Annotated in this window: 24 protein-coding genes and 1 tRNA gene; 14 read left to right on the top strand and 11 right to left on the bottom strand. The window is 36.9% G+C overall.

Annotated elements, in window-relative coordinates:
• Positions 1 to 15: 15 nt before the first annotated feature.
• Complete coding sequence (locus tag BS85_RS12095) at positions 16 to 150, bottom strand: hypothetical protein (RefSeq protein ID WP_281173578.1); 135 nt, start codon at positions 148 to 150, stop codon at positions 16 to 18.
• Positions 151 to 163: 13 nt separating this feature from the next.
• On the opposite strand from BS85_RS12095, the gene BS85_RS0107745 reads away from it, so the two are divergent.
• The 6 genes from BS85_RS0107745 (at position 164) to BS85_RS0107720 (ending at position 5,124) form a co-directional block, all read left to right on the top strand.
• The gene (locus BS85_RS0107745; protein WP_156938089.1) at positions 164 to 418 is read left to right on the top strand and encodes a hypothetical protein; all 255 of its coding nucleotides are present in this window, start codon (positions 164 to 166) and stop codon (positions 416 to 418) included.
• A gap of 51 nt (positions 419 to 469) precedes the next feature.
• The gene (locus BS85_RS0107740; RefSeq protein ID WP_026944288.1) at positions 470 to 1,507 is read left to right on the top strand and encodes a D-alanine--D-alanine ligase; all 1,038 of its coding nucleotides are present in this window, start codon (positions 470 to 472) and stop codon (positions 1,505 to 1,507) included.
• The gene (locus tag BS85_RS0107735; protein ID WP_026944287.1) at positions 1,507 to 2,247 is read left to right on the top strand and encodes an alpha/beta fold hydrolase; all 741 of its coding nucleotides are present in this window, start codon (positions 1,507 to 1,509) and stop codon (positions 2,245 to 2,247) included. The genes BS85_RS0107740 and BS85_RS0107735 overlap by 1 nt, the downstream gene beginning before the upstream one ends.
• Positions 2,248 to 2,298: 51 nt before the next feature.
• A complete protein-coding gene (locus BS85_RS0107730) occupies positions 2,299 to 3,759 on the top strand; it encodes a Mur ligase family protein (protein ID WP_026944286.1) in 1,461 nt (486 codons plus the stop codon).
• A gap of 16 nt (positions 3,760 to 3,775) precedes the next feature.
• Complete coding sequence (locus BS85_RS0107725; protein WP_026944285.1) at positions 3,776 to 4,342, top strand: HIT family protein; 567 nt, start codon at positions 3,776 to 3,778, stop codon at positions 4,340 to 4,342.
• Positions 4,343 to 4,419: 77 nt separating this feature from the next.
• Complete coding sequence (locus tag BS85_RS0107720) at positions 4,420 to 5,124, top strand: SIMPL domain-containing protein (RefSeq protein WP_026944284.1); 705 nt, start codon at positions 4,420 to 4,422, stop codon at positions 5,122 to 5,124.
• A 467-nt stretch (positions 5,125 to 5,591) separates the two neighbouring features.
• Here BS85_RS0107720 and BS85_RS0107710 read toward each other — a convergent pair.
• The 10 genes from BS85_RS0107710 to BS85_RS0107665 all read right to left on the bottom strand — a co-directional run bounded on the left by BS85_RS0107710 (position 5,592) and on the right by BS85_RS0107665 (position 17,133).
• Positions 5,592 to 5,669: transfer RNA gene (locus BS85_RS0107710), tRNA-Pro, on the bottom strand.
• A 100-nt stretch (positions 5,670 to 5,769) separates the two neighbouring features.
• On the bottom strand, positions 5,770 to 8,343 hold the full coding sequence (locus BS85_RS0107705) for an ATP-dependent Clp protease ATP-binding subunit (protein ID WP_026944282.1): 2,574 nt from the start codon (positions 8,341 to 8,343) through the stop codon (positions 5,770 to 5,772).
• 227 nt (positions 8,344 to 8,570) lie between these two features.
• A complete protein-coding gene (locus tag BS85_RS0107700) occupies positions 8,571 to 9,983 on the bottom strand; it encodes a DegQ family serine endoprotease (RefSeq protein ID WP_026944281.1) in 1,413 nt (470 codons plus the stop codon).
• Positions 9,984 to 10,054: 71 nt separating this feature from the next.
• Positions 10,055 to 11,206, bottom strand: coding sequence for a 1-deoxy-D-xylulose-5-phosphate reductoisomerase (gene dxr, locus BS85_RS0107695; RefSeq protein WP_026944280.1), 1,152 nt, complete (start codon positions 11,204 to 11,206; stop codon positions 10,055 to 10,057).
• Complete coding sequence (locus tag BS85_RS0107690; RefSeq protein WP_026944279.1) at positions 11,203 to 11,985, bottom strand: phosphatidate cytidylyltransferase; 783 nt, start codon at positions 11,983 to 11,985, stop codon at positions 11,203 to 11,205. The genes dxr and BS85_RS0107690 overlap by 4 nt, the downstream gene beginning before the upstream one ends.
• 75 nt (positions 11,986 to 12,060) lie before the next feature.
• Positions 12,061 to 12,684, bottom strand: a complete 624-nt coding sequence (locus BS85_RS10530; protein ID WP_051604742.1) for a metal-dependent hydrolase — start codon at positions 12,682 to 12,684, stop codon at positions 12,061 to 12,063.
• 11 nt (positions 12,685 to 12,695) lie between these two features.
• The gene (gene ybeY / locus BS85_RS0107680) at positions 12,696 to 13,151 is read right to left on the bottom strand and encodes an rRNA maturation RNase YbeY (protein ID WP_026944278.1); all 456 of its coding nucleotides are present in this window, start codon (positions 13,149 to 13,151) and stop codon (positions 12,696 to 12,698) included.
• Positions 13,141 to 13,899 carry an exodeoxyribonuclease III gene (locus BS85_RS0107675; protein ID WP_026944277.1) on the bottom strand — a complete coding sequence of 253 codons (759 nt, stop codon included), beginning with the start codon at positions 13,897 to 13,899 and terminating at the stop codon, positions 13,141 to 13,143. The genes ybeY and BS85_RS0107675 overlap by 11 nt, the downstream gene beginning before the upstream one ends.
• A gap of 1 nt (position 13,900) precedes the next feature.
• Positions 13,901 to 14,590 carry a small multi-drug export protein gene (locus BS85_RS0107670; protein ID WP_026944276.1) on the bottom strand — a complete coding sequence of 230 codons (690 nt, stop codon included), beginning with the start codon at positions 14,588 to 14,590 and terminating at the stop codon, positions 13,901 to 13,903.
• A complete protein-coding gene (locus BS85_RS0107665; RefSeq protein WP_026944275.1) occupies positions 14,590 to 17,133 on the bottom strand; it encodes an AsmA family protein in 2,544 nt (847 codons plus the stop codon). The genes BS85_RS0107670 and BS85_RS0107665 overlap by 1 nt, the downstream gene beginning before the upstream one ends.
• A 166-nt stretch (positions 17,134 to 17,299) precedes the next feature.
• Here BS85_RS0107665 and BS85_RS0107660 point away from each other — a divergent pair, with 166 nt between their 5' ends.
• The 8 genes from BS85_RS0107660 to rseP all read left to right on the top strand — a co-directional run bounded on the left by BS85_RS0107660 (position 17,300) and on the right by rseP (position 24,737).
• The gene (locus tag BS85_RS0107660) at positions 17,300 to 17,503 is read left to right on the top strand and encodes a hypothetical protein (RefSeq protein ID WP_026944274.1); all 204 of its coding nucleotides are present in this window, start codon (positions 17,300 to 17,302) and stop codon (positions 17,501 to 17,503) included.
• 140 nt (positions 17,504 to 17,643) lie between these two features.
• The gene (locus tag BS85_RS0107655) at positions 17,644 to 18,927 is read left to right on the top strand and encodes a coproporphyrinogen III oxidase family protein (RefSeq protein ID WP_026944273.1); all 1,284 of its coding nucleotides are present in this window, start codon (positions 17,644 to 17,646) and stop codon (positions 18,925 to 18,927) included.
• An 85-nt stretch (positions 18,928 to 19,012) separates the two neighbouring features.
• Complete coding sequence (pyrD, locus tag BS85_RS0107650) at positions 19,013 to 20,077, top strand: dihydroorotate dehydrogenase (quinone) (RefSeq protein ID WP_026944272.1); 1,065 nt, start codon at positions 19,013 to 19,015, stop codon at positions 20,075 to 20,077.
• A gap of 59 nt (positions 20,078 to 20,136) precedes the next feature.
• Positions 20,137 to 21,408, top strand: a complete 1,272-nt coding sequence (locus BS85_RS0107645; RefSeq protein WP_026944271.1) for a M16 family metallopeptidase — start codon at positions 20,137 to 20,139, stop codon at positions 21,406 to 21,408.
• Between the two features lie 8 nt (positions 21,409 to 21,416).
• Positions 21,417 to 22,331, top strand: a complete 915-nt coding sequence (gene dapA / locus BS85_RS0107640; RefSeq protein WP_026944270.1) for a 4-hydroxy-tetrahydrodipicolinate synthase — start codon at positions 21,417 to 21,419, stop codon at positions 22,329 to 22,331.
• Entirely contained in the window at positions 22,328 to 23,110 is a 783-nt protein-coding gene (locus BS85_RS0107635; RefSeq protein WP_026944269.1) for an enoyl-ACP reductase, read from the top strand. Before dapA ends, BS85_RS0107635 begins: the two co-directional genes overlap by 4 nt.
• A gap of 10 nt (positions 23,111 to 23,120) precedes the next feature.
• On the top strand, positions 23,121 to 23,666 hold the full coding sequence (gene pgsA, locus BS85_RS0107630; protein WP_034551450.1) for a CDP-diacylglycerol--glycerol-3-phosphate 3-phosphatidyltransferase: 546 nt from the start codon (positions 23,121 to 23,123) through the stop codon (positions 23,664 to 23,666).
• Positions 23,667 to 24,737: an RIP metalloprotease RseP gene (rseP, locus tag BS85_RS0107625; RefSeq protein WP_026944267.1), complete on the top strand. Its 1,071-nt coding sequence runs from the start codon at positions 23,667 to 23,669 to the stop codon at positions 24,735 to 24,737.

Genomic DNA, 24,737 nt, shown 5'->3' with positions numbered 1-24,737 from the left:
CTCTTTGTATTGAAATTATAGATTGCCACGAATCGCGTTGCGATTCTCGCAATGACGAAAGGGGCGGAGCGTCCGACTTTTTACGGAATCCTGTATGGCGAGTAGCAGACGCTTTGGTTTCTCGTCCTTGCGGTGCAGTGCAAAGCGCAACAAAGCGTCTGTTGTGAAATCAACCGATCCACACTTGCAAATCCATAATCAAGCAATCAAATATTTTGCAATGGAATCCTTAAAGAAGTGCAAAATTATGGATTGCCACGAAATCAGAGATTTTCTCGCAATGGCACAAAGGTTAGTTTTATGTCATTGCGAGGTAGTGCGAAGCACAAGGAAGTCTTTGCGATGGAATTTTTCAAATATGCTAGATTATGGATTACCGCAAGATTCTAACGAATCTCGCGCAAGGACGGAGTGGTAATTTATTTAAACTTTTGGTATGATTTTGAAAAAATTATTGTAAGGAAATGTTGTGAGTTTTTGTATTTTATTTGGCGGGAAATCCTACGAACACGAAATTAGCATTGTGAGTGCTATTGCTTTGAAAAAACTGCTACCGCAAGTTAAGCATTTTATCTTTTTGGACGCTTCACATAATTTTTATTTGATTCCAATACAAAATATGCAGTCTAAATTTTTTAGTTCTAAAGATTATACAAAGGCACAAAAAATTTATCCCAAAAAAGATGGATTTTATTTGCGCACTCTTTTTGGGGAAAAGCCTCTTAATCTACCAATTTTGATTAATCTTATTCACGGGGGAGATGGAGAAGATGGAAGTGTGGCAAGTTTATTAGACTTTTATGGGATTCCTTATATTGGTCCGCGCAATCCCGCTTGTGTGCTAAGCTTTGATAAAGAGCTAACGAAGTTATTTGCCCAAAGTCGCGGGGTTTTGAGTCTTGAATATCGTGTGCTTTATCGTGAGAAGTCTATACCAGATGATTGGAATTTTCCACTAATTGTTAAACCTGCTAGGCTTGGAAGTTCTATCGGAATTAGCGTTGTGGAATCCCAAGAAAAATTGCAGTATGCGTTAGAATCCGCTTTTGAATTTGATGAAAAGGTTATTGTTGAGCCTTTTGTGGAAGGAATCAAAGAATATAATTTAGCAGGTTTTAAATCCAAAGAGGGAATGCAGTTTTCTTTTATTGAAGAACCAGAGAAAAAGAAGTTTTTGGATTTTGAGAAAAAGTATTTGGATTTTTCACGCACAAGCAATGCAAAAGAAGCAGAAATTAGCGAAGATTTAAAACAAATATTGCAAAAGAATTTTAGCAAACTTTATGAAAATTTGTTTGAGGGTGCTTTGATTCGTTGCGATTTTTTTGTCAAAGAGAATCAGTGTTACCTAAATGAAATTAATCCGATTCCCGGAAGTCTTGCAAATTATCTTTTTCACGATTTTCAAGGGGCTTTAAGTCAGCTTTCTAAAGCTCTTCCAAAACCTAGTGAAATCAAAGTCTCCTATGAATTTTTACATCAAATTCAATTTGCAAAAGGTAAATAGTGGCGCAAAAAAGATTAGACTATAAGGGGCAAAGTTTTTTGCTCTCTTATGAGATTTTAGAATCTGAAAATCCTTCTGCACAAATGCTCGTGATTCTGCATGGCTGGGGGGCTAGTAAGAGTTTAATGAAACAGGCTTTTGGGACGCTTTTTAGAGATTTTAGGCATTGTTATGTGGATATGCCCGGATTTGGAAATTCTCCTACTCCTCCTTTTGCGCTTCATACTTATGACTATGCCGAGATTTTAAGGATTTTTTTAAAACAACTTGCAGTAAAGCCTTGTATTATTTTGGGGCATAGTTTTGGAGGTAAAGTTGCGGTTTTGTTGGAACCTAAAGAATTGATTTTGCTAAGTAGTGCGGGAATTAAAGTTCCAAAAAGCTTTAAAGTGCGATTTAAAATTGCATTTGCTAAATTCTTGAATCAATTTATGCCAATATTAAGCGGAATCTTTAAATCATTTTTGCGCTCCAAAGATGTAGAAAATATGGACGAAGTGATGTATCAAACTTTTAAAAATGTTGTAGATGAGGATTTTTCAAGTGTTTTTGCAGAATTTAAAAACCCTTGTTATATTTTTTGGGGAGAAAAAGATATTGCTACGCCCTTAAAATCAGGAGAACAAATACACGCATTGATAGCAAATTCTAAATTTTTTGTTTTAGAAGGTGATCATTTTTTCTTTTTAAAAGGCGCAAAAGAGATTGAAAGAATCTACTTAAATGACAAAAACAAATAAAATTTATCTAAAATTTGCTAAAATTGCATAATTTTTCTTTAAGGATTCCATTTGCAAAGTATTGATATTTTTATTATGGCGACCCGCTGGATTTTTCTTGTTGCCCTAAGTTATTATGTGATGATAAATCTTCAGTGGTATCACTATAAAGTTACACGCGTATTGTTTAGGCATCATAAGCAGAAATGGCATTTATTTTATTTTGTGTTGCCTGTTCTTTATTTTATTTTTATTCCCAATAATCTTTATTTTTATATCGGTTTATATCTTTATCTTATCTTGTTGGGTATATGGATTTTTCATCTTAGTAAGCGATTGGTCTTGACAAGCCGAGTTTTAAGGTTCTTTGGTTTATATATCGCCTTTATTTTGTTTAATGAATTATTGTTATTAAGAATCACTGAATACTCTTTCTTGATTCAAATTGTCCATTTATTCCCGCTTGTTATTTCCATCGCTCTTTCTTCTTTGTTGGAGAAAATTTTATTAAATCGCTATAAAAAACTTGCTTTGGATAAGTTAAGCAGTATGCCAAACCTTACAATTATTGCGATTACTGGAAGTTATGGTAAGACAAGCCTTAAAAACTTTTTATTCCAAATACTGCAAGAAAGTTTTAAAGTGTATGCTACACCAAGAAGTGTAAATACGCTCACAGGAATCATTGCCGATATTAATCAAAATCTTTCCCCTTTAACAGATATTTATATTGTAGAGGCTGGCGCAAGAGGGTCTGGTGATATTAAAGAGATTGTGGATTTGATTTCTCCTCAAGTTGCAATTGTTGGTAAAATTGGTGAAGCACACATAGAATATTTTAAGAGTTTGGAAAATATTTATAGTGCAAAATATGAAATATTAGAAAGTGCGGCACTAAATCAAGCTTATATTTACAAGGATAATATTCAACCAACCCATTGTTCTGCTAGAATTATCAATTTTCCTCAAGATGTAAGCGGGATTGTTGCGACTCTTGAGGGGACGAGTTTCACCCTTAAGGTTGGTGGGAAAAAACTAGACTTCCAAACTCGCATTTTGGGTTCATTTAATGTGATAAATATTAGTGCTGCTATTGCAGTGGCGAAGGATTTGGGTGTAAGTGATGAGCAATTAGTAAAAAAAGTCAAGAAATTAGAGCCTATCAATCATCGTTTAAGCAAGATTGTTGTCAATGAAAAAATTATTTTAGATGATAGTTATAATGGGAATCTTGATGGAATGCTTGAAGCAGTTCGTTTGTCCTCATTGCATAAGGGCAAAAAGATTATTGTAACGCCGGGTCTTGTAGAAAGCTCTAAAGAAGCCAATATTGCACTAGCTGAAGCAATAGATAAAGTTTTTGATTTAGCCATTATTACGGGTGAATTAAACTCTAGGTTGTTGCGCAAACATATTCACAATCCGCAAAAAATAATTCTTAAAGACAAAACGCATATTGAGCATATTTTAAAAACTGCTACGGATAGCGGAAATCTGATTCTTTTTGCTAACGATGCGCCGAGTTATATTTAAGAGGTTAATGCAATCAATGGAATATTTGTATGCGCCTTGGAGGAGTGGGTATTTTAAAGACAAAAACACGGAATGCGTATTTTGCGCAATTTCGCAAGGATTGGATTTGTCTAAAAATATTAAATTGCAGAGTCAAGAAAAGGATTCCACACTAGAATCCTCAAAAGATAAGCTTATTGAGGCAGATAAGAGGAATCGCGTATTTTACCGAGACGATAAAGTATTTTGTGTGATGAATAAGTTTCCCTACACGCCCGGACATTTTTTGGTTATTCCGCATACGCATATCCATTCGCCCGAGCTTTTAGATACGGAAGTTTGGTTGCAAATGCAAAGGATAGCACAAAAAGGGGTGGCACTCTTGAAAGAGTTTGGTGCGCAAGGGGTAAATTTGGGAATGAATATTGAGCGCGCAGGAGGGGCGGGGATTCCTGAACATTTGCATTTGCATTTGATTCCGCGTTTTGTTGGGGATACAAATTTCTTTACGACCATTGGCGATTCTCGCGCCTATGGAGTAGATTTTGATGAAATCTTTAGGCGCATTTGTGAATTATCACACAAAGTTTTCACAAAATGTTAGAATAGGGAGAATTTATTTGAAATTTAGATAAAATATCTTCTTTAAATAAAATCCAATTTCATTTTTAAAGGTGTGCAATGGATAGAATCGCAGCAATTACTTTTGGCTTATGTTTGGTATTATGCAGTGTTATCTTTGGTGTAAGTGCTAAATTAGCAGTTCAAGAATTTCGTGCAGGGGAACGTAGTGTGGTAGTTAAGGGTTTGAGCGAGAAAGAGGTGTTAGCAGATGTGATGATATTGCCTCTTAAATTTCGCCTTGCAAATAATGACTTACACACACTTTATGCCGATATGGAACGCAATTCAAAAAAGATTGTAGAATTTTTAGAGAAAATGGGTTTTGACAAAGGCGAGATTACAATTGGTTCACCCAATATTACTGATAAACTTAGCAATGATTATGCGGACGATAGGAGGGTAACTTATCGTTATTCTGGTAGTGGAGAGGTGATTTTATACACTAAACAAGTGGCACTTGGGAGAGAAGTGTTTGGGCGCATTACGGAGCTTGGGCAAGAGGGAATCGCAATTAATATCAACACTTATGATGTAGAGTATAGCTATTCAGGCTTAAACTCTATTAAGCCACAAATGATTGAGGAATCCACTTTTAATGCTAGAGAAGCAGCGCAGAAATTCGCAAAAGACTCCAATAGCAAACTTGGTAGCATCAAACGCGCCACACAAGGACAATTTAGCATTAGCAATCGCGACCGAAATACTCCACATATCAAAAATGTGCGTGTTGTCTCTACCATAGAATATTATTTAGAATATTGATTCTAGGGTAGAATAAAGCTCCTACTATGGATCGCCACAACTTCTTCGCATTCTCCTAATAACAAAAGCAAATCGCCTATTTATTGCAAGAAAGGATTGAAAACAAAGCAATCTGTAATCTTGCAACCCCAACGCGCTTACTGCCACGTCCTTGCGAGAATCGCGACGCAATTCGTGGCAATCTATAATATAGAATAAAGCAAATAGCAATGGAATCTTTACAGGCAAGGTTTCAACATTGTAGATTGCTTCGTTTCTCGCTGTGTTCGCTCCTCGCAATGATGGAGTGGTTATATTCCAAGTAAGATTCTAAATTCACAAATTTACGCTAGAGCGGGTGATTACTAGCACAACACATGCTATGTATTCTTGCAATGACAAGGTGGTGGATACGAAATAAAAATTAATGGCATAAAAATATAATAAGTTTGCAATCAACGAGGGGCAAAAATTGGCAGAAAAATAAATGGTCGGAGTAGCGGGATTTGAACCCACGACCTCACCCACCCCAAGGGTGTGCGCTAGCCAGGCTGCGCTATACTCCGAATAGTTAAAAAATAAAGTAAGGTTGTGATAATAACAAAAAAATATTAAATTAAAATGAAAAATCTTAAAATAGGGCGAAAATACGCCCTAAAATGAATATTATTCTATGTGTGTTTGCATTGTGTCCCCCTCCGCATAGAATCTCACTTTGCTCCCCTCCTTGATTTTGCCCTCTAAGATTAAATCCGCCAAGCGGTCTTCAATCTCCTCATACAAGGCGCGTTTAAGCGGACGCGCACCAAAGGTTGGGTCAAAACCAACTTTAGCAATAAATTCTTTTGCGCTTGGTTCTAGGGCAATGTGAATGTCGCGCTCTATTAATTTCTTTTGGATTCCTTTAAATAAAATATCCACAATGTGCGTGATTTGCTCTAATCCAAGCGGATTGAAAATCACAATATCATCTAGGCGATTCAAAAATTCTGGTTTGAAGTAATTTTTTAACGCATCTTTTACTGCATTTTCACGCTCTTGCTCGTCTTTTAGCTCCATAATCGCGCTACTTGCGATATTGCTTGTTAAGATGATAATCGTGTTTCTAAAGTCAATCGTAACGCCCTTATTGTCTGTCAAACGCCCATCATCAAGGACTTGCAAGAGCATATTAAACACATCCGGGTGCGCTTTTTCAATCTCATCAAAAAGCACGACACTATAAGGTTTGCGGCGCACGGCTTCGGTGAGTTGCCCACCCTCCTCATAGCCAACATATCCCGGAGGTGCGCCTACAAGGCGACTTGCGGCATGTTTTTCCATATATTCGCTCATATCAATGCGAATCAAATTCTTTTCGCTATCAAAGAGGAATCGTGCCAAAGTTTTAGCAGATTCTGTCTTACCTACGCCGGTAGGTCCTAGGAACAAGAAGCTACCAATGGGACGATTAAGCTCACTTAATCCTGCTTTATTGCGCTTAATGGCTCTAGCAATGGCGTGCAGTGCCTTATCTTGCCCGACAACATCTTTTTTTAATTCACTCTCAATGCCTAGAATCTTGTCCTTTTCGTCTTGTAACATTTTCTTAATCGGAATCTGTGTCCATCGGCTAATCACAGCGGCTATGGATTCCGGTAATACAGCATTTTTAAGCAATGTCCCCGCCTCTTGCATTTTTGCCCATTTTGCATTTTGGGATTCTAGCTCCTTTTCTAGCTCGGGAATCTTTCCATAATCAATCTCTGCTGCTTTGTTAAAATCACTATTGCGCTTTGCTAATTCGCTTTCTGTCCTTAGAGAATCAATCTTGATTTTAATGTTTGCAATGTCGTTAAAAACCTGCTTTTCGCTCTCAAACTGCACTTCTAGGCTTTTCTTTTTCTCGTTTTTATCCTCAATTTCTTTTTTGATTTCCTCTAAGCGCACATTGTTTTTATCATTTTTTTCCATCAAAAGTGCTTCTTTTTCCACTTGCAAGGATTCTATCTCGCGCTTCACTTTGGATAATTCGCTAGGTTCGGATTCTATTTGCATTTTAAGCTCTGCCGCCGCTTCGTCAATCAAATCAATGGCTTTATCGGGCAAGAATCTATCCGTAATGTAACGATTGGAGAGTTTAGCAGCCGCGACTAATGCGCTATCGGTAATGGTTACATTGTGGTGTGCCTCTAGTCTCTCCTTGATTCCGCGCAAGATTTGCAAGGCTTCATTCACATTGGGTTCATTGAGGGTTACAGGCTGGAATCTCCTTTGCAATGCCGCGTCTTTTTCAAAATATTTGCGGTATTCCTTAAGGGTGGTTGCGCCAATGGTGTGCAATTCTCCTCTTGCAAGGGCAGGTTTAAGGATATTTGCTGCGTCCATACTGCCCTCGCTTGCACCCGCGCCCACAATGGTGTGGATTTCATCAATGAATAAAATAATGTTTCCGCTTTTTTTGACTTCATCAATGACTTTTTTAAGCCTATCCTCAAACTCTCCGCGATACTTTGCGCCCGCAATGAGCGCACTCATATCAAGGGCAATCACGCGTTTGTTTTGCAAAGAGAGTGGAACTTCTTTTTTTACGATTCTTTGTGCAAGCCCTTCTACAACCGCAGTTTTTCCAACGCCCGGTTCGCCAAGCAGGATTGGATTGTTTTTTGTCTTGCGGATAAGGATTTGCATCATATGGGTGATTTCCTCATCTCTGCCGATGACAGGGTCTAGTTTGCCCTCAATGGCTTTTTTGGTTAAGTCAATGCCAAATTTTTCTAGCGATTCTAAATTCTCATCGCCACTTTGGGAGTCAATTTTCGCCCCTGCACGCATTGCTTCAAAAGTCTTTTTTAACTCATTTATATCCAAATATTTGCTAAAAAGCTGCTTAATGGAATCGTTTTGCAACGCGCTTAGAATAAAAGTATCTAGCGCAATATAGGAATCTCCATTGCTTACAGCCAAGCCATCGGCGGTATTGAATAACTCTTGCAAATTTTTTGAGATTCTTAAATTTTCCTTGCTGACTTGACTGCTTTTGGGTAGATTCCCTGCAAGGCTTTTAGCCTCTAATTCTAGGGTATTTTTATCGCTATTTAAGCGGTTAAGGGCTTGGTTTAAGAGAGAATTGGTGTTTGTTAGCATTGCCCAAAAAAGGTGAATTGGCTCAATTTCTTGGTTTTTGTTATGGAGTGCGAGGGAAGCACCTTGTTCTAATGTTTCTTGTAAAGTATTGGTTAATCTTTCTAAAATATTCATTGTGGATTCCTCCTTAAAATTTAATGGCAAAATTATATAACTTTAGTCTTATATTGTCAAGTTTCATAATAATAAATTACTAAGATTTTCTAAATAATTTTTATAATAGATTGAATACAAGGGTTTAATATCTTGCTTGAATTTCGTATGGTGGCGGGTTGAGAGAATGTGAAAGTTTTTTGTGTTGTTACAAACCATAAAGGGTTTGTAACGATAAGAAAGAATTGCTATTTTGCTACAATGCTGAATATCCTTCCATTGCGGTTAATCAACATACGTTTAGTTTGTCCTTTGTAACGTTCCATTGCATTGCTGAAGCTTTTAATATCGCTAATACTGAAGCTTTCAATTTGAATGATGATGTCTCCACTATTAAAGCCTAACTCTTCTGCTTTGCTGTTTGCCTTAACATTTGTAACCAATACGCCTTGAACATTATTGGGGATTCCAAATTTTGATTTTGTCTCTGCATTTAAAGCTCCAATTTCTAATCCGGCTATTCCACTATTTTCTTTTATGCTTCCTTGCATTTCATTGGGTGCTTTAGAGAGTGCCAAGCTAAGAGTTTGTTCTTTTTTATCTCTTAGTATTGTTAAGGTTACTTTATCTTTTGGATTAAAAGTGCCAATCATATTTTTTAAATCCGCTGCACCTTTAATCTCTTTATTATTAACTTTGACAATTAAATCCCAAACTTTTAAACCACTTTTGTCTGCGGGAGAATCTTTTTCAATCGCAATGACAACTGCACCTTTTTGGTTCTTATATACTTCTTGTAAATCTCCGCTAATATCTTGAATGCTTACTCCTAAATAGCCACGTTCAATTACGCCATCTTCAATCAGGGCTTTGGAGATTTTTTTTACCATTTCGCTAGGAATCGCAAATCCGATTCCGTGATTCCCGCCTGTGCGAGAAAGGATTGCAGTGTTGATTCCGATTAATCCACCCCGACTATCTACGAGTGCTCCACCGCTATTTCCCGGGTTAATAGAGGCGTCTGTCTGAATAAAGTTTTCATAGTCGTTAATTCCGATTCCGCTTTTATTGAGTGCAGAAATAATACCTTGCGTAATGCTTTCACCCACGCCAAAAGGATTTCCGATTGCAAAGACGACATCGCCCACTTGCAAGTCATTGCTGGAGGAAAATTTCAGGAATGGTAAATTGTTTGCATTGATTTTAATAATGGCTAAATCGCTTTTAGCGTCTTTGCCAATTACTTTAGCTTCATATTCTTTGTTGCTTTCTGGCATAGCCACTAGGATTTTATCTGCTCCGTCAATTACATGATTGTTTGTTACAATGTATCCATCTTTAGAGATAATCACTCCGCTTCCAAGACTTCTTTCTACGCGGTCTTTAGGAATCATCGCGCCAAAGGCGTCACCAAAAAATTGTTTGAAAAAAGGGTCATTAAGCAAAGGGTGTCCTTGAAGATTGGGTGCTTTGACTTTTTTTTGTGTAGAAATATTAACTACTGCATTTTTTGCTTCTTTAATAGAATCATAATAAGAGTAAATTTTGGTTTGTGATGTATTTGGAGTTTCTCTTTCTGTGATATTTGGTAATTCAGCGACTTCAAACGCAAAAACATTGCCTGCTAGTAGTGCGCTTAGTAGTAAAGTTTTAGCTTTCATTGTTGCTCCTTAAAATTTTATTGATATTATTTCAAAAAAATGTAAATCAATAAATAATGAGCAAAAAACTTTTAAACGGATTGGAGTTTGCGGAGGGTGTAATCTCTTATTTCTTTGTCTAGTGCAAAGATTTCTTCTTTATTTTTGAAAGTGCTTTGTTTAAAAGTCTGCATAGAATCTTGCACGATTGGAGCAATAGCACCAAAAGGAATGGAATCTTGTAAAAATGCTTCTACTGCTATTTCATTTGCTGCATTTAATGCCAAGCCTAGTTTTGGATTGTCTAATAATGCTGTTTTAAGATTCCACAAAGGATAACGAGAGATTTCAATGGGTTGGAGATGATAAACCTTGTCTTGAAAGTTTAGTTGCGCAACGATAGGTTTTGGCATAGATTGGTTGGAATCCGTAAATTGATATAAAAACGATTCGGGCAATCCAAGCCCAAGGCATATTGCATAAGCAATGGGTAGTTGCATATTTGCACTAGCAAAATGCGCCACAACGCTTCCGTCCCAAAATTCTACAAGGGCGTGAATATGAGAATTGCGCTCAAGGATTGCATCAATGTTTTTGCTACCAAAAAGCCAATAAGCTTCCAAGATTTCAAAAAGTTTATTTACCATTGTCGCAGAATCAATCGTAATTTTTTTACCCATTTGCCAATTAGGGTGTTTAAGCGCACTAGCAGCATTTTGAGATGGAATCGCATTTAAATCCATATCCCGAAATGCACCTCCACTTGCTGTAATGTAGAGATTTCTAAAAGGACGCGGTAAGGAATGGAATCCTAACAAATAGTTGAGGCTAAAATGCTCACTATCAATGGGAATGATTTTGGAAATATCAATAAATTCTCCTCCCGTAACCAAGCTTTCTTTATTGGCTAGAGCCACGAATTTATCGCATTCAATAGCGTAGAGTGTGGGTTCTAAGCCTAAAAATCCACTCAAAGCGTTAATGACTAATTTAGATTTAGCATTCTTGATTGCTTGTAGGATTCCTTTTTTGCCGATATAGATTTCTCCCTGAAATTTTGGAGTAATTTTGGAAATATCTTGCTCTTGGGCAATGATAACGGCTTTTGGGAAATGTTCTAAGATTTGTTGATTTAAAAGAGAAATATTATTGCCTACACCTAATATTTCAACTTCCAATTTAAAACGTTTGGCTATTTCTAGCGCATTGACACCAATAGAACCACTAGAACCAAGTATAATCATAATTGAAGAACTCTCAAGAGGGCATAAAGAACGATTGCGGCAAAGAAATAGCCATCTAAGCGGTCAAGGATTCCGCCATGTCCGGGCAGAATAGAGCCACTATCTTTAACTCCTGCTTGACGCTTGAGATAACTTTCATATAAATCTCCAAATACACTCACAAGACTTGTAATGAGTGTAAGGACAAGCGAAGCAAAAAAACCACATACGCCAAGCCCAACCAAAGAACCAATAAGTGTTGCGATTCCAACTCCTACCAAGACTCCTTCTTTGGTTTTGTTGGGAGAAGTTGGGCAAAAAGTGCTATTAGCAAAAAGTTTGCTGCCTAGGAATTTACCTCCAAAATATGCGAAACTATCCGTAAGTCCAACGATGACAATGAGCCAAATGATTGCATTAATGGAATCGTCCAAATAAAGCAAATATAGAAAAATAAATGGAATTGTAGGATAAATAAAGGGTAGCATTTGCTCTATTTCCCCCTTTTTTGTATAGCTTTGGTATGCGCCAAGAAACACCAAAACAACAAATACACCAATGGGGGATTCTAAAAAATAGAGGCTTAACCATATTAGAATCGCAAAAAATAGAAATAGGGTGCTTGGAGTTGTTTTGTTGTAAAGTTTATAGGCTTCATAAAAACCAATGACAAATGCTACTCCAAGCACTATCCATAAAAGCAAAGGGTGGTGAAAGAGAATAATTAAAACAATGGCAATGAGCATAATAAGTGCTGTATATAGACGCGCAGGTTCAATAAACTTTAGATTTTTAGACATAAAATTCCCTTAAATTCTTAATATTTAATTAATTTAAGTTTGGATTATAACTCAAAAAACTTTAAAGCACATAAACTAAAAAGGCAAGTATCCCTTAAGATTTGTGCTAAAGCCTAATAATTCTAAATTTAAATAACCAAATATTCCTAAACTCAATGCAGTAATGAGTTTATCGGGTATTCCTCCTGTTTTGAATCGCATAAAACTTGGGGTAATATGGTAATTGCAACTTTTAAAGGGTAGCAACAAAGGCACACCGCTTAGTGTCATCATATCGCCTATGAGATGAAAAATGCAACCGAGCAACAAACCAATGCTAAAAATTTCAATATTTTTTGATTCTATAATGCCACCAAATTGTTTGACAAAATCATTAATAAGTGGAATCTTTTTCCAAAAACTTTCATCTAAAGTTCCTAAAAAGAGCAGGGCGATTCCAAGTAAAAGAATGAAGCATAGACTATGTGTAAAGCCACGATGTCCAAAAACTGCTTTAATAAGGTTAGAAACACCCAATGTCTTTTTGCCTAGTAGAGAGTTTGGTTCGTCAATATCTGGCAGAAGCGAACCAAGCGCAACTGCTCCATAAAATATTCCTAAATCTATCCCATTAAGCGGAGCTTGTGAGAATGTATTAAAGCTAACGATTCCACAAGCACTAAGCCCAAGCCCAAAACTAATATGCGTTTTACCTAGCATAAGAAATCTTTTTAAGTCTGTGATTGGGTGCGGACAATGAGGCTTTGCGGTAAGTGAAAATTCTCTACAATCTTTGCTTCTTTTGCCCTCTGTTCGCCGTTGTCTGTTTCGTGGTCAAAACCTGCTAAATGTAAGATTCCGTGAATGAAAAGTAAGGCAATTTCATCTTTCAAACAATGTCCTAGCTTCTGTGCGACATTTTGTGCGTATTCTGTGGAAATAACCACGCTTCCTAGTAGAGAGGAAAACTCGGATTCTAGCGGAAAGGATAGCACATCAGTGGCTTGATTAATACCCCTAAATTCTAAGTTTATAGCTTGGATTTTTGCATTATCTACAAGCAAAAGCTCACATTCTTTTTCTCCCAAGCCCAAGTCCTCTAAAATATTAAAAAAAATGGATTCTAAAAACTCTAAAAATGTGGAATCCAAAACGATTCCGCTTTGATTATCAATATCAATGCGCATTAATTTCTAACCCCACAGGACAATGGTCGCTTCCTAAGATTTCAGGATAAATTGTTGCATCAAGAAGTTTGGAGTCTAAAGCCTTAGAACACAAAAAATAATCAATCCGCCACCCCGTGTTATTGGCTCTAGCTTTTCCCATATAACTCCACCAAGTATAAGCTCCCTCTTTGTTAGGGTAAAAATACCGAAAGGTATCCGTAAATCCAGAATCTAGCAAAATACTCATTTTTGCGCGTTCCTCATCGGTAAAACCGGCGTTTCTACGATTGCTTTTAGGGTTTTTTAAATCTATTTCTTTGTGTGCAACATTTAAGTCTCCACATACAATGACAGGCTTTTTACTTTCTAAATTTTTTAAAAACCCTCTAAAATCGTCCTCCCACTCCATTCTGTATTCTAATCGCTCCAACTCCCGCTTGGAGTTTGGCGTATAGACATTCACAAGATAAAAATCTTGAAATTCAGCTGTAATAATGCGTCCCTCTTTGTCGTGGTGGGTAATCCCCATATCATATTCTACGCCCAAGGGTTTTTGTTTGCTAAAGATTGCTACACCAGAGTAGCCCTTTTTCTCTGCGCTGTTCCAATATTCCTCATAATTTAGAAAATCAAAGGTTGCTTGGTCTTTTTGCATTTTGGATTCTTGAATACAAAAAATATCCGCATGGATTGTTTTGAAAAAATCCATAAATCCTTTGTTCATACACGCACGCAATCCATTCACATTCCAAGAAATTAACCGCATTTTATTCCTTTTTCTTTAAATTTTTAAACTTCATTAATAGAGTTCCCAATATAGCAATGCTTATAAAGATTCCAAGCAATACCCACATTGTATTTTGTCCGAAGTGTTTGAGCTTGGAATCCAAATGTTCAAGTAGGTATGCCCAGCAAAGAATTGCGATATTTGTCCCGCTTAAGACTACTGCAAGATTCAAAAAGAGATTCAAGCGCATAAAATACCCGATAGCCGCACCTACAATAGGTCCTGTCATCCAAAAAGGCAACCACACAAACATAAATAAGCCCACGATTCCATATTTTTGAATGGGCTTTTCATATTTTTGTGCAACTTCATAAATGGAGTTAAAGAATTTTTCTGTTTTTTTAAAAGTGCTAATCCCCTCAATGCTCCATACAAAAAGTGGGTAGAGAATAATCACCATTGTGTTTTCTATATAGATGTTTAAGATTGTAGCCCAAAAAGTATTGAATCCTAATGCCAATGCTAAGGAGATTCCAGCGGCTCGTCCAAAAATTAACGAACTTAATCCTATGCTTAGAAGTTTATCGCCTATACCATTTTGGAGTAATAGACAGACAAAGACAACAATGCCATAAATTGCTAATAACACAATCCCGCATATTAGGAGCTTTGTCTCTATTTTGTGCGGTTGTGTTAAGATGAGGCGATAAAGTGCGGAATTTTTCATCATTATTTTGGATGTCGGACGCTTCCTCTGTAAAATGGCTCACATTTATCTGTGTCTCCTATTACGGGTTTCGCGACATTTTGCGCACCTTTTTTCAGCTGTCCAAAGAGTGAGGTAGCGAGATTAACTGCGGTAGAGATTGTTGTTTGTGTTACTTCAATTTTAGGACTATCTAATGTGCCTTTAATTTTTTGAGAATATTTTGCGCAATCTTTATCGTCCAATAAACCAATGGTAAAATTTTGAAAAGCATTGTTGTTTAAATTGATTGCGCCAATGGCTGCTAATCTAGTTTTTCCTGTGGCAAAGGCTACATCTTCTGCAGTTGCGATTCCATTTTTTATATTAAATTTTGCTTCTAGCTCTTTAATAATGCTTTTAGATTCTACAACTGCATTAAGTCCTAACATACCGACATTTGTGCCTTTTGTTGCGGCTACTCCCAAAGGACCGGCAAGCACAAATGCTCCCACATCTAATAGGCTAATGTTGTTAGTTTTTTCAAAATTACTTGCAAGCGCGTCAATATCTAAACTATAAATTTCTAAATTTTTGCTATTTAACTCCGCAATTCCATTAAGATTCTTTAAGATAGTCTTGGAATCATTGCCTTGAATTGTTAAATTTGCATTGGCATTGATTATACCACCTTTAACCATTTTTTCATTGCCCGTGAAAAGAGCGATTTTTTTCACATCTAAGTTTGAACCTTCCAGAATAAATTTTCCTTCCCCAAGTTTAACATTGAAATGACCGAAATCCTTGTTTTCTAAATTAAAGCTAGGGATTCCATTGGCAAATCCCGCATTTCCTCTAAGGGAAAGCGCACCTTTTAAGGTTGTATCCAACGGGTTAATCTTCGCAATATCTGGAGTGTTAAAAGTAAAATCTGCACTATAAGCATTTTTGGGCAAATTGATTTTAGCATTGTGGATTTCAAGATTTAAATTTTCACCATTGGCTTTGATTTGGGCTTCTCCATTGCCATTTTTCAAACTACCATTGCCATTAAGTGCTAAAGAAATATCGTGTTTAAACTTCATTCCGCTTAAAGCATTGAGTGTGGCTTTAGAAAGTGTGATTTGTTTAGAATCTATACTGAAATTGCCATCAAAGCTAGAATCTTTGAAATTTTTAAGATTCGCTTTTGCGTCTAATTGTCCCTGTATATCGTAATTTAGTAGTTTGGCGAGTTTTTGTAAATTCAAATGATTCGCATTGATTTCTATATTTGCAGGGGCGTAGTTATTTAAAACTGCATTTGCTAAAAGTTTGGAATCAAACAAATCACTTTGCACTTGTGCTTTAAGGTTTTTGGAATCCCCATTGATTTGAGCATTTAAAGTATTGTTTTGCGCAATTTGCATACCCTCTAAACTTAAACTTGCAATTTGGCTGTTAAGGTTAGCGTCTAGTTGGTAGTTAAGAGTGTTGAGGTTGATTTTATCTACTTTGGCGTTTAAGCTAACTACACCGCTTGCATTGTAAGGTGCGGTGTTGGTATAACTTGCAACAAAATCTAAAATCTCTTTTAAGCTTAAGTCTTGTGCGCTAAGGGTTAGATTTTGTGGCGTGTAGTTTGGTAGATTGATATGTGCTAAAATAGGATTTTTGAAAAGATTTAAAGCAAGAGTTGCCTCTTGGTTGGTAATTTTGCTAGACTTTAGATTGATATTTGCTGTTATAGGAGATTTCAGCGCAATTCCATTGAAGCTAATTTTTGAGAGATTCATTAAAATATCCCCATTGGTTGCATAGTCTTTAAGATTTAATTGCAAATTATCCGAGTTTAATTGCAAGTAACTAGAAGAAGTAAGCAGAGTTGTGATGATATGTTCTTTCTGTGCTTTGCCGTTGATAGCAAGTTTAATAGCATCATTGGGCAAAAGAATGCCATAAGACTTGTTTAAGAGTGCGGTATTTGGAGAAAGAGCATTGGAGGCAATCTGGAATCCACCGCTTGGCGCACTTAAATTAGAAATATCCATATCTGCATTTAAGAGAACTTTTCCACTTACATATTTTGGTTGATTTAAAAATGCAAGTAAAGACTCTACTTTAATACCTTCTTTGCTTGTGATAAATAAACGTTTTGGGCGATAGTTGTCTAATGTTACATCAGTATGGATTGTGCTATTAAAGGCGTTAATATCCGCTTTTATTTCTAAATTATTGGATTTTTTTGCAATATCACCTTCTAAATTGATTCCTCCGTTTAATTTCATTCCAATAAGCTGTTCATAAGGGCTTAAATCTTTGATAACTGCATAAATTTTCGCATTGGTATTGAGTGTAAAAAGCGAATAATCTCCATTGAGTGCAATTTGAGATTTGTTTGCATCTGTGATACTAAAAGCATACGCATTGAATCCTAGTTTGAAATGTGTAAATTCTAATCCGATAGGAGCTTGTTCGTTGGCTATCTGTGTAATTTTGTTCTTTAAAAATTCATTTCCACTACTTGAAAACAACCAAGCCAAAATACCGCCAACGATAAGGAGTAATACAACGATAAAAATCCCTAAATATTTCAAAATTTTTTGCATACATTCGCCTTTTTGTAAAAATTGAAGTTATAATTTTAGCAGAATTAAATTAATAAAAACGAAAAATAAAGTTTTTATACTTCATAAAATCATAAATATTGCCGATATATAATTTGCAGTCTTTTTAATAGAAGAGATTGCAAAATAAACAGAAAGGAGTCTGTAAATGTTATCAGGAATTGATAGTGGCGCAGTCGTTGCAAGCGGAAATTTGAATGTCTTAAAAAAGGCAATGGAAAGTGAAGAGGCACTAATGGGTTCTCTTATTAATGGAATGCAAAATACGCAAGCAAATTTGCAAACTCAAGCTCCAGTAGAATCTACACAAGCTCCACAGCCAAGTGTGAATAAACTAGACATTATGGCATAAGTTTAAAGCACTTTTGTGCTTTAGGCAAAACTTTTCTTTAAATCAAATTTTATTCTTTGAATTTATTTTTTATTTACAAATTATTTTTTATAATCACCACTTTTGTTTTTGAATTTTAAATAAAAGAGCGCAAATTAATAATGATACAGCAAAATCTTTCTACGAAGCTAGTAAATCACATTATGCGTTATGCAACGCAACATTATCTACATTTAAAAAAAAGCGAGCGGATTAAACTTCCTTTGCCCAACCCCCAAAAAGTTAAAAATAAAAATTATTTGCTTTATATCCATATACCATTTTGTGCAACACTCTGCACTTATTGTTCCTTTAATCGTTTTTTGTTTCAAGAAGAAAAAGCACGCACTTATTTTCTGAATTTGCGTAGAGAAATGCAAATGGTAAAAGACCTAGGATATGATTTTAGTGCGGTTTATGTGGGAGGTGGGACAACTTCTATTTTGCCCGATGAATTATGCAAAACGCTTGATTTAGCTAAAGCACTTTTTGATATTCAAGAAGTCTCTTGCGAGTCTGATCCTAATCATCTGCAAAGGGAGACTTTAGAGCAATTTAAAGAGAGGATTGATAGGCTTTCCGTGGGTGTGCAAACTTTTAATGATGGAATCTTGCGTAAAATAGGGCGATATGAGAAATTTGGTAGCGGAGAGGAGATTTATAAGAAACTAGAATCTGCGATTGGAATCTTGCCAATTTTAAATGTGGATTTAATATTTAATTTTCCTAATCAAACACAAGAAATGTTAGCAAGAGACTTGGAGTTGATTAAAACATTACAACCAAACCAACTCACAACTTATCCGCTAATGTCTTCTCCCTCTGTAAAAAGTATTTTAAAACGTTCTATTGGAGAGGTGGATTTGCAAAATGAAGCACGACTTTATGCGCAGATTTTGGACACTCTTTCTTCGGATTTTATTCCTTTATCTAGCTGGGCATTTTCGCACAAGGGAAGCGAAATTTTTGATGAATATGTAGTTAATAATGACGAATATGTCGGGATTGGTTCTGGTTCGTTCAGTTTTTTAGATGGTACATTGTATGTTAATACCTTTTCCCTAAAAACCTATGCACAAAAAATCCAAAATGGGCAAATGGGAGTAGAAAGAGAGCGTAAATATTCTAAAAAATCGCAGTTGCAATATCGTTTAATGGTAGAACTTTTTGGCGGGGAGGCGAGTAAGGAGAGATTTAAAGCATTGTATGGTGCAGATTTGGAGAAAGATTTGCTAAAAGAAATTGCTTTTTTGCGTTTGAGCGGCAATATTGTTAAAAAGGGCGCATCGTATTATCCAACACAACAAGGGAAATACCTTTTTCTTTCTATGATGAAAGAATTTTATATTGGTATGGATTGTGTGCGTGAAGAGTCTCGTAAAATGCTTAACGAAGAGGATATGTAAGAAGAATGGATAAATTTTTAAACTTTATCACAACTTTAACAAAAAAATATTACAATTTCAGAATTTTTTAAAATGAGGTAGATAAATGCTGAATTACCAAGCTATACGCCCTTTTGTGTTTAAAATGAATCCGGAAACTGCACATAGTATTGTAGAATTTATGGCTAAAGTCGCTCCTAAGATTCCTATGCTTTTACCTTTTTTGTCCTGCAAAAATTGCATTAAAGATTCCATTTTAAGTCAAGAAATTGATGGTATGCAATTTTATAATCCCGTAGGATTGGCAGCGGGTTTTGATAAAAATGCGACAATGGTAGAATCTCTTTGTGCGCTAGGATTCTCGCATTTAGAGCTTGGAGCGGTTACGCCTTTAGCCCAAAGCGGTAACGATAAACCACGTCTTTGGCGACACATACAAGAGGAATCTATCCAGAATGCTATGGGATTCAATAATGAAGGAGTTAGTGCGGTCAATGCACGATTAAAGAAACTTTTTCCTTTTGCGATTCCGCTAGGTGTTAATATTGGTAAAAACAAAATAACACCACAAGAAGAGGCGATAAAAGATTATTTGAGTTTAGCGCGTAATTTTACACAAACAAGCGATTATTTAAGCATTAATATCTCCTCGCCCAATACGCCAAATTTGCGGGATTTACAAAATTCTATTTTTGTGCAAGAGCTTTTGGGGGAGCTTTGTAAAGTTTATGAGAAGCCCATTTACTTAAAGATTTCACCAGATTTAGAAATAGATTCCGCATTGAGTTTGGTGGAAGCAGCACTTGATAATGGGGCAAAAGGAATCATAGCAACCAACACAACATTGGATTATAGTCTTGTGATGCAACCGCAAGAAAAAGGTGGAATCAGTGGTAAAGTTTTAGCCCCAAAAAGTCGCGAAATGCTCAAACAAATTGCACTGATGCTTAAAAACAAGAGTCAAAAAGCCACATTGATAAGTGTAGGTGGAATCGCAGACGCACAAGAAGCTTATGCAAGGATTCGTTTGGGTGCAAATCTTGTGCAAGTCTTTAGCGGAATGATTTTTGAGGGACCAAGCATTGTGCGCTCAATCAATAGGGAACTAAAGCAAATCTTGGAGCGCGATGGATTCAATCATATCAGCGAAGCAGTGGGTGTAGATTTATGAAATTTACAGCAATGATTTGTAAGATTTTTTGTATCAATTTATTTTTATTAGGAGTTTTAATGGCAGGGAATAGTCCTGTAAAATCAGTGCTTCCAAAGCATTATCAAACAACACTTAAAAATGGCTTAGAAGTGGTTGTCATTCCAATGAAAAATCAAAGCAATGTCATCACAACCGATATTTTTTACAAGGTAGGTAGTCGCAACGAGGTAATGGGAAAAAGCGGAATCGCACATATGCTAGAGCATTTAAATTTCAAATCCACAAAAAACCTAAAAGCAGGTGAGTTTGATAAAATTGTCAAGGGTTTTGGTGGGGCGACAAATGCTGCTACTAGCTTTGATTACACGCATTATTATATTAAATCTAGCACACAAAATCTCAATAAATCCCTAGAATTATTCGCAGAATTAATGCAAAATTTAAGCCTAAAAGACGAGGAGTTTCAACCCGAACGCAATGTGGTTGCAGAGGAGAGATTATGGCGCACCGATAACAACCCTATGGGTTATTTGTATTTTAGGCTTTTTAATACGGCTTTTATTTACCACCCTTACCATTGGACACCCATTGGCTTTATGGACGATATTAAAAATTGGAGTATAGAGGATATTCGTGCTTTCCATAGCCTTTATTATCAGCCACAAAATGCTGTCATTGTGATTGCGGGGGATATAGATGAAAAAACCGCACTAAAGGAAGTAAAAAAACATTTTGACAAGATTCAAAATGCCCGTGAGATTCCCGCTAAATTGCACACCAAAGAGCCAAAACAAGAGGGTGAGCGCAGGACAAAAGTGCATAAGCAAAGTGAAGTGGAGATTCTAACTCTTGCCTTTAGAATCCCACCCTTTAACCATAAAGACCAAATTGCGCTTAGCGCATTAAGTGAGATTCTAAGCGGTGGCAAAAGCAGTCCGCTTGTGAGTGAGATTGTAGATAAAAAACGACTTGCAACCGAAGTCTATGCCTACAATATGGACTTAATGGACGATGGATTGTTTATTTTAATGGGATTAGCAAACACCGGTGTGAGTTTGGAAAAGCTAGAAAAAGCGATTTTAGCAGAGATTGAAAAAATCAAACAAGGTAAGCTCAAAGTGGCAGAATTAGAAAAAGCAAAAACGAATCTACGCGCTAATTTCTTGTATGAGTTGGAATCTAGTAGCGGTGTGGCGAATCTGTTTGGAAGCTACCTTGTGCGTAACGATTTAAAATCATTATTAAATTTTGAGCAAGATTTTGAGAATCTAAGTTTAGAGGATATTGTTGCAGTAGCGCAAAAATACTTTGTCTCCCAAAATGCAACGATTCTAACTCTAACAAAGTAAGGACAAAAATGCAAGTAGAAAATCAAGTGCAAGGGGCGATGACTGCGTTAATCACGCCTTTTAAAAATGGCGCATTGGATTTAGAGAGTTATGAATCTCTCATTCAAAGGCAAATCCGCTATGGTATAGATACCATTGTGCCGGTAGGGACGACAGGTGAGAGCGCGACACTTAGTCATCAAGAACATAAGGAATGTATTGAAGTTGCGGTGAGTATATGCAAAGCAAGTCAAAAAGAGGGAAATAATGTCAAGGTTTTAGCGGGGGCGGGGAGCAATTCCACGCAAGAAGCGATTGAGCTTGCTAAATTTGCCCAAAGTTGCGGTGCGGACGCGATTTTGTGCGTTACGCCTTATTATAACAAACCAACCCAAGAGGGATTATTTCAACATTACAAAGCCGTAGCAGGTGCGGTTGAGATTCCATTAATGCTCTATAATGTGCCCGGACGCACAGGGGTGAATCTTGAAACCAAAACGATTCTAAGGCTTTTTAACGAGATTCCAAATATTTATGGCGTGAAAGAAGCAAGTGGAAGCATTGAAAAAGTCATTGATTTAAATATGAATGCCAAAACTTTAAGCATTGTAAGCGGAGAAGATGCAATCAATTATCCTATCTTAAGCTGCGGTGGCGTGGGCGTGATTTCTGTTACCTCCAATCTTTTGCCAGATAAAATTTCAGAATTGACACATTCTCTTTTGGAATCGCATAATTATGAACGCGCAAGGGAGCTAAACAATGAGCTTTATGCCATTAACAAGGCGTTATTTATAGAAAGCAATCCGATTCCTATTAAAGCAGCAATGTATTTAAGTGGGCTTTTAAAAACATTAGAATATCGTTTGCCATTAGTGGCACCAAGCACACAAAATATGGAATATCTTGAAAAAATTTTAAGTCAATATGAGGTAGTAAAATGAGCGAAAATTTTAAGGGAAAGACTTTGGTTATCAGTGGCGCAACGCGTGGAATCGGCAAAGCGATTCTTTATCGTTTCGCGCAAAATGGCGTCAATATTGCTTTTACTTACAATAAAAATGCAGAAGAGGCAAACAAAATTATTGCCGATGTGGAATCGCAATATGGAATCAAAGCAAAGGCTTATCCGCTAGATGTCTTGCAACCAGAAACCTATAAGGATTTGTTTGTGGAGATTGATAAGGATTTTGAACGCGTGGATTTTTTCATTAGCAATGCAATCATTTATGGCAAAAGCGTTGTAGGTGGGTTTGCGCCCTTTATGCGCCTCAAGCCTAAGGGGTTAAATAATATTTACACCGCTACCGTGCTTGCCTTTGTTGTGGGTGCGCAAGAAGCGGCAAAGAGAATGCAAAAAGTTGGTGGTGGAAGCATTATTTCTTTAAGCTCCACAGGGAATCTTGTCTATATGCCAAATTATGCAGGACACGGAAACTCTAAAAACGCGGTAGAAACAATGGTAAAATATGCTGCAATGGAGCTTGGAGAGCTTAATATCCGCGTCAATGCTGTGAGTGGCGGACCGATTGAAACCGATGCGCTCAAGGCGTTTCCAGATTTTGCTGAAATAAAAGAAAAAGTCGTAGAGCAAAGCCCTTTGAATCGTATGGGACAACCTAGCGATATTGCAGGGGCTTGTTTATTTCTATGCGATAGTAATTCTAGTGCGTGGCTTACAGGACAGACCATCGTGATTGACGGGGGAACTAGCTTTAAGTAAGTGGGTAAAAATGCTAAAATTGGAATCTCTACCGAATATCTTAACAACACTGCGTATTGTGCTGTCATTTTTGCTTTTAGCGTTAATTTTGTATGGTGCGTGGATTCTACCACCGCCCATTCACCCAACTTGGATTAACTATTTTGCTTGTTTGGTATTTTGTGTTGCAAGTATTACCGATTTTTTTGATGGCTTTATTGCAAGAACTTTTAATGTCTCTAGTGTGTTTGGGGAGATTTTTGACCCCTTAGCCGATAAGCTGTTGATGTTAGCGGCATTAATTGGGCTTTTGGTTTGGAATCGGGCAGATGTTTGGGCGGTATTTTTGATTCTAAGCCGAGAATTTTTCATTACCGGATTGCGTGTGGTTGCCGCAAGTAAAGGCATTAAAGTTGCCGCCTCCAATCTTGGAAAATACAAAACAGGCTTACAAATCACTGCCATTGCATTTTTGTTTATGGATTATTCTTTTGCGAATGCGACTTTGTGGCTTGCGGTGGCTTTAACGCTTTATTCCGGATTTGATTATGTTAGAATGTATGCAAAGGCGCGTTAAATGGGAATTATTGGTTCTATTTTAGTTTTATCTTTTTTGGTTTTTTTTCACGAGTTAGGGCATTTTCTAGCTGCAAAGCTTTTTGGTGTGCGCGTGGAGGCTTTTAGCGTTGGTTTTGGTAAAACACGCATTTTAAAAAAACAAATCGGAGAGACAGAATATTCCTTGCGCCCCATTCCTTTGGGAGGATTTGTGCAGCTCAAAGGACAAAGCGACTTTGACCCTAAACTGCGCGATACAACAAGTGATAGCCTCTATGGAATCGCGCATTGGAAAAGGCTCGTGATTCTAGCTGCGGGTTCGTTGTTTAATTTGCTTTTAGCCTTTTTGCTTTTTATTGCCATTGGTTTAATGGGCAAAAACGAATTAGCACCTGTGGTGGGTAAAGTAGAAGCAAATATGCCAGCAAGTCTTGCAGGATTAAAAAGTGGCGATGAGATTCTTAGTGTCAATGGGATAAAAACGCGCACTTGGGAGGATTTAAGCGGGGCAATCGCAAAATCTAGTGGCGCAATAGAGATAGTGTTTTTGCGCAACTCTCAAGAATATGAGACGACTTTAACGCCTAAATATGGAGAATCTAAAAATATTTTCGGTGAGAATATTTCGCGTCCTTTGATTGGGATTGTTTCTAGCGGAGAAGTGAGGCTCGTTTCTTACTCCCTTGTGGATTCTATTCCCTACGCGATGCGTCAAACTTTAGAATCTAGTAAGCTCATCTTGCAGAGTATTGAAAAAATGTTCTCCGGTGTTGTGCCTCTTAGTGAAGTGGGGGGCGTGGTTTCTATTGTGAGTATCACAAAAAAGGCGACAGAGCTTGGAATCGTTACGCTTTTTGCTTTCACTGCTTTGATTTCTGTGAATCTTGGAATCTTGAATTTGCTTCCAATCCCTGCGCTAGATGGTGGGCATATTCTTTTTACACTTTATGAAATGCTAACAAAAAGAATTCCAACAGAAAATACTTTTTATCGTTTAAGTATGGCGGGTTGGATTGTATTATTGGGACTTATGGGGCTTGGATTGTATAATGATATTTTGCGACTCATCAATGGGACAATGCCATTTTAA

It is taken from the genome of Helicobacter rodentium ATCC 700285, assembly GCF_000687535.1.
GTDB classification, from domain to species: Bacteria; Campylobacterota; Campylobacteria; order Campylobacterales; family Helicobacteraceae; genus Helicobacter_D; species Helicobacter_D rodentium.
Note: the sequence above shows the minus strand (reverse complement) of the source record. Positions and strands in the feature narration are given on the sequence as shown.

Bases quoted from the DNA above. Each gene is read 5' to 3' on its own strand.
- BS85_RS0107725 (WP_026944285.1), top strand. From the start codon at position 3,776: ATGGAATATTTGTATGCGCCTTGGAGGAGTGGGTATTTTAAAGACAAA.
- BS85_RS10530 (WP_051604742.1), bottom strand. From the start codon at position 12,684: ATGCTAGGTAAAACGCATATTAGTTTTGGGCTTGGGCTTAGTGCTTGT.
- dxr (WP_026944280.1), bottom strand. From the start codon at position 11,206: ATGATTATACTTGGTTCTAGTGGTTCTATTGGTGTCAATGCGCTAGAA.
- ybeY (WP_026944278.1), bottom strand. From the start codon at position 13,151: ATGCGCATTGATATTGATAATCAAAGCGGAATCGTTTTGGATTCCACA.
- rseP (WP_026944267.1), top strand. From the start codon at position 23,667: ATGGGAATTATTGGTTCTATTTTAGTTTTATCTTTTTTGGTTTTTTTT.
- BS85_RS0107665 (WP_026944275.1), bottom strand. From the start codon at position 17,133: ATGCAAAAAATTTTGAAATATTTAGGGATTTTTATCGTTGTATTACTC.
- BS85_RS0107720 (WP_026944284.1), top strand. From the start codon at position 4,420: ATGGATAGAATCGCAGCAATTACTTTTGGCTTATGTTTGGTATTATGC.
- BS85_RS0107660 (WP_026944274.1), top strand. From the start codon at position 17,300: ATGTTATCAGGAATTGATAGTGGCGCAGTCGTTGCAAGCGGAAATTTG.
- BS85_RS0107675 (WP_026944277.1), bottom strand. From the start codon at position 13,899: ATGCGGTTAATTTCTTGGAATGTGAATGGATTGCGTGCGTGTATGAAC.
- pyrD (WP_026944272.1), top strand. From the start codon at position 19,013: ATGCTGAATTACCAAGCTATACGCCCTTTTGTGTTTAAAATGAATCCG.
- BS85_RS0107690 (WP_026944279.1), bottom strand. From the start codon at position 11,985: ATGTCTAAAAATCTAAAGTTTATTGAACCTGCGCGTCTATATACAGCA.
- BS85_RS0107700 (WP_026944281.1), bottom strand. From the start codon at position 9,983: ATGAAAGCTAAAACTTTACTACTAAGCGCACTACTAGCAGGCAATGTT.
- pgsA (WP_034551450.1), top strand. From the start codon at position 23,121: ATGCTAAAATTGGAATCTCTACCGAATATCTTAACAACACTGCGTATT.
- BS85_RS0107655 (WP_026944273.1), top strand. From the start codon at position 17,644: ATGATACAGCAAAATCTTTCTACGAAGCTAGTAAATCACATTATGCGT.
- BS85_RS0107705 (WP_026944282.1), bottom strand. From the start codon at position 8,343: ATGAATATTTTAGAAAGATTAACCAATACTTTACAAGAAACATTAGAA.
- BS85_RS0107635 (WP_026944269.1), top strand. From the start codon at position 22,328: ATGAGCGAAAATTTTAAGGGAAAGACTTTGGTTATCAGTGGCGCAACG.
- BS85_RS0107670 (WP_026944276.1), bottom strand. From the start codon at position 14,590: ATGATGAAAAATTCCGCACTTTATCGCCTCATCTTAACACAACCGCAC.
- dapA (WP_026944270.1), top strand. From the start codon at position 21,417: ATGCAAGTAGAAAATCAAGTGCAAGGGGCGATGACTGCGTTAATCACG.
- BS85_RS0107645 (WP_026944271.1), top strand. From the start codon at position 20,137: ATGGCAGGGAATAGTCCTGTAAAATCAGTGCTTCCAAAGCATTATCAA.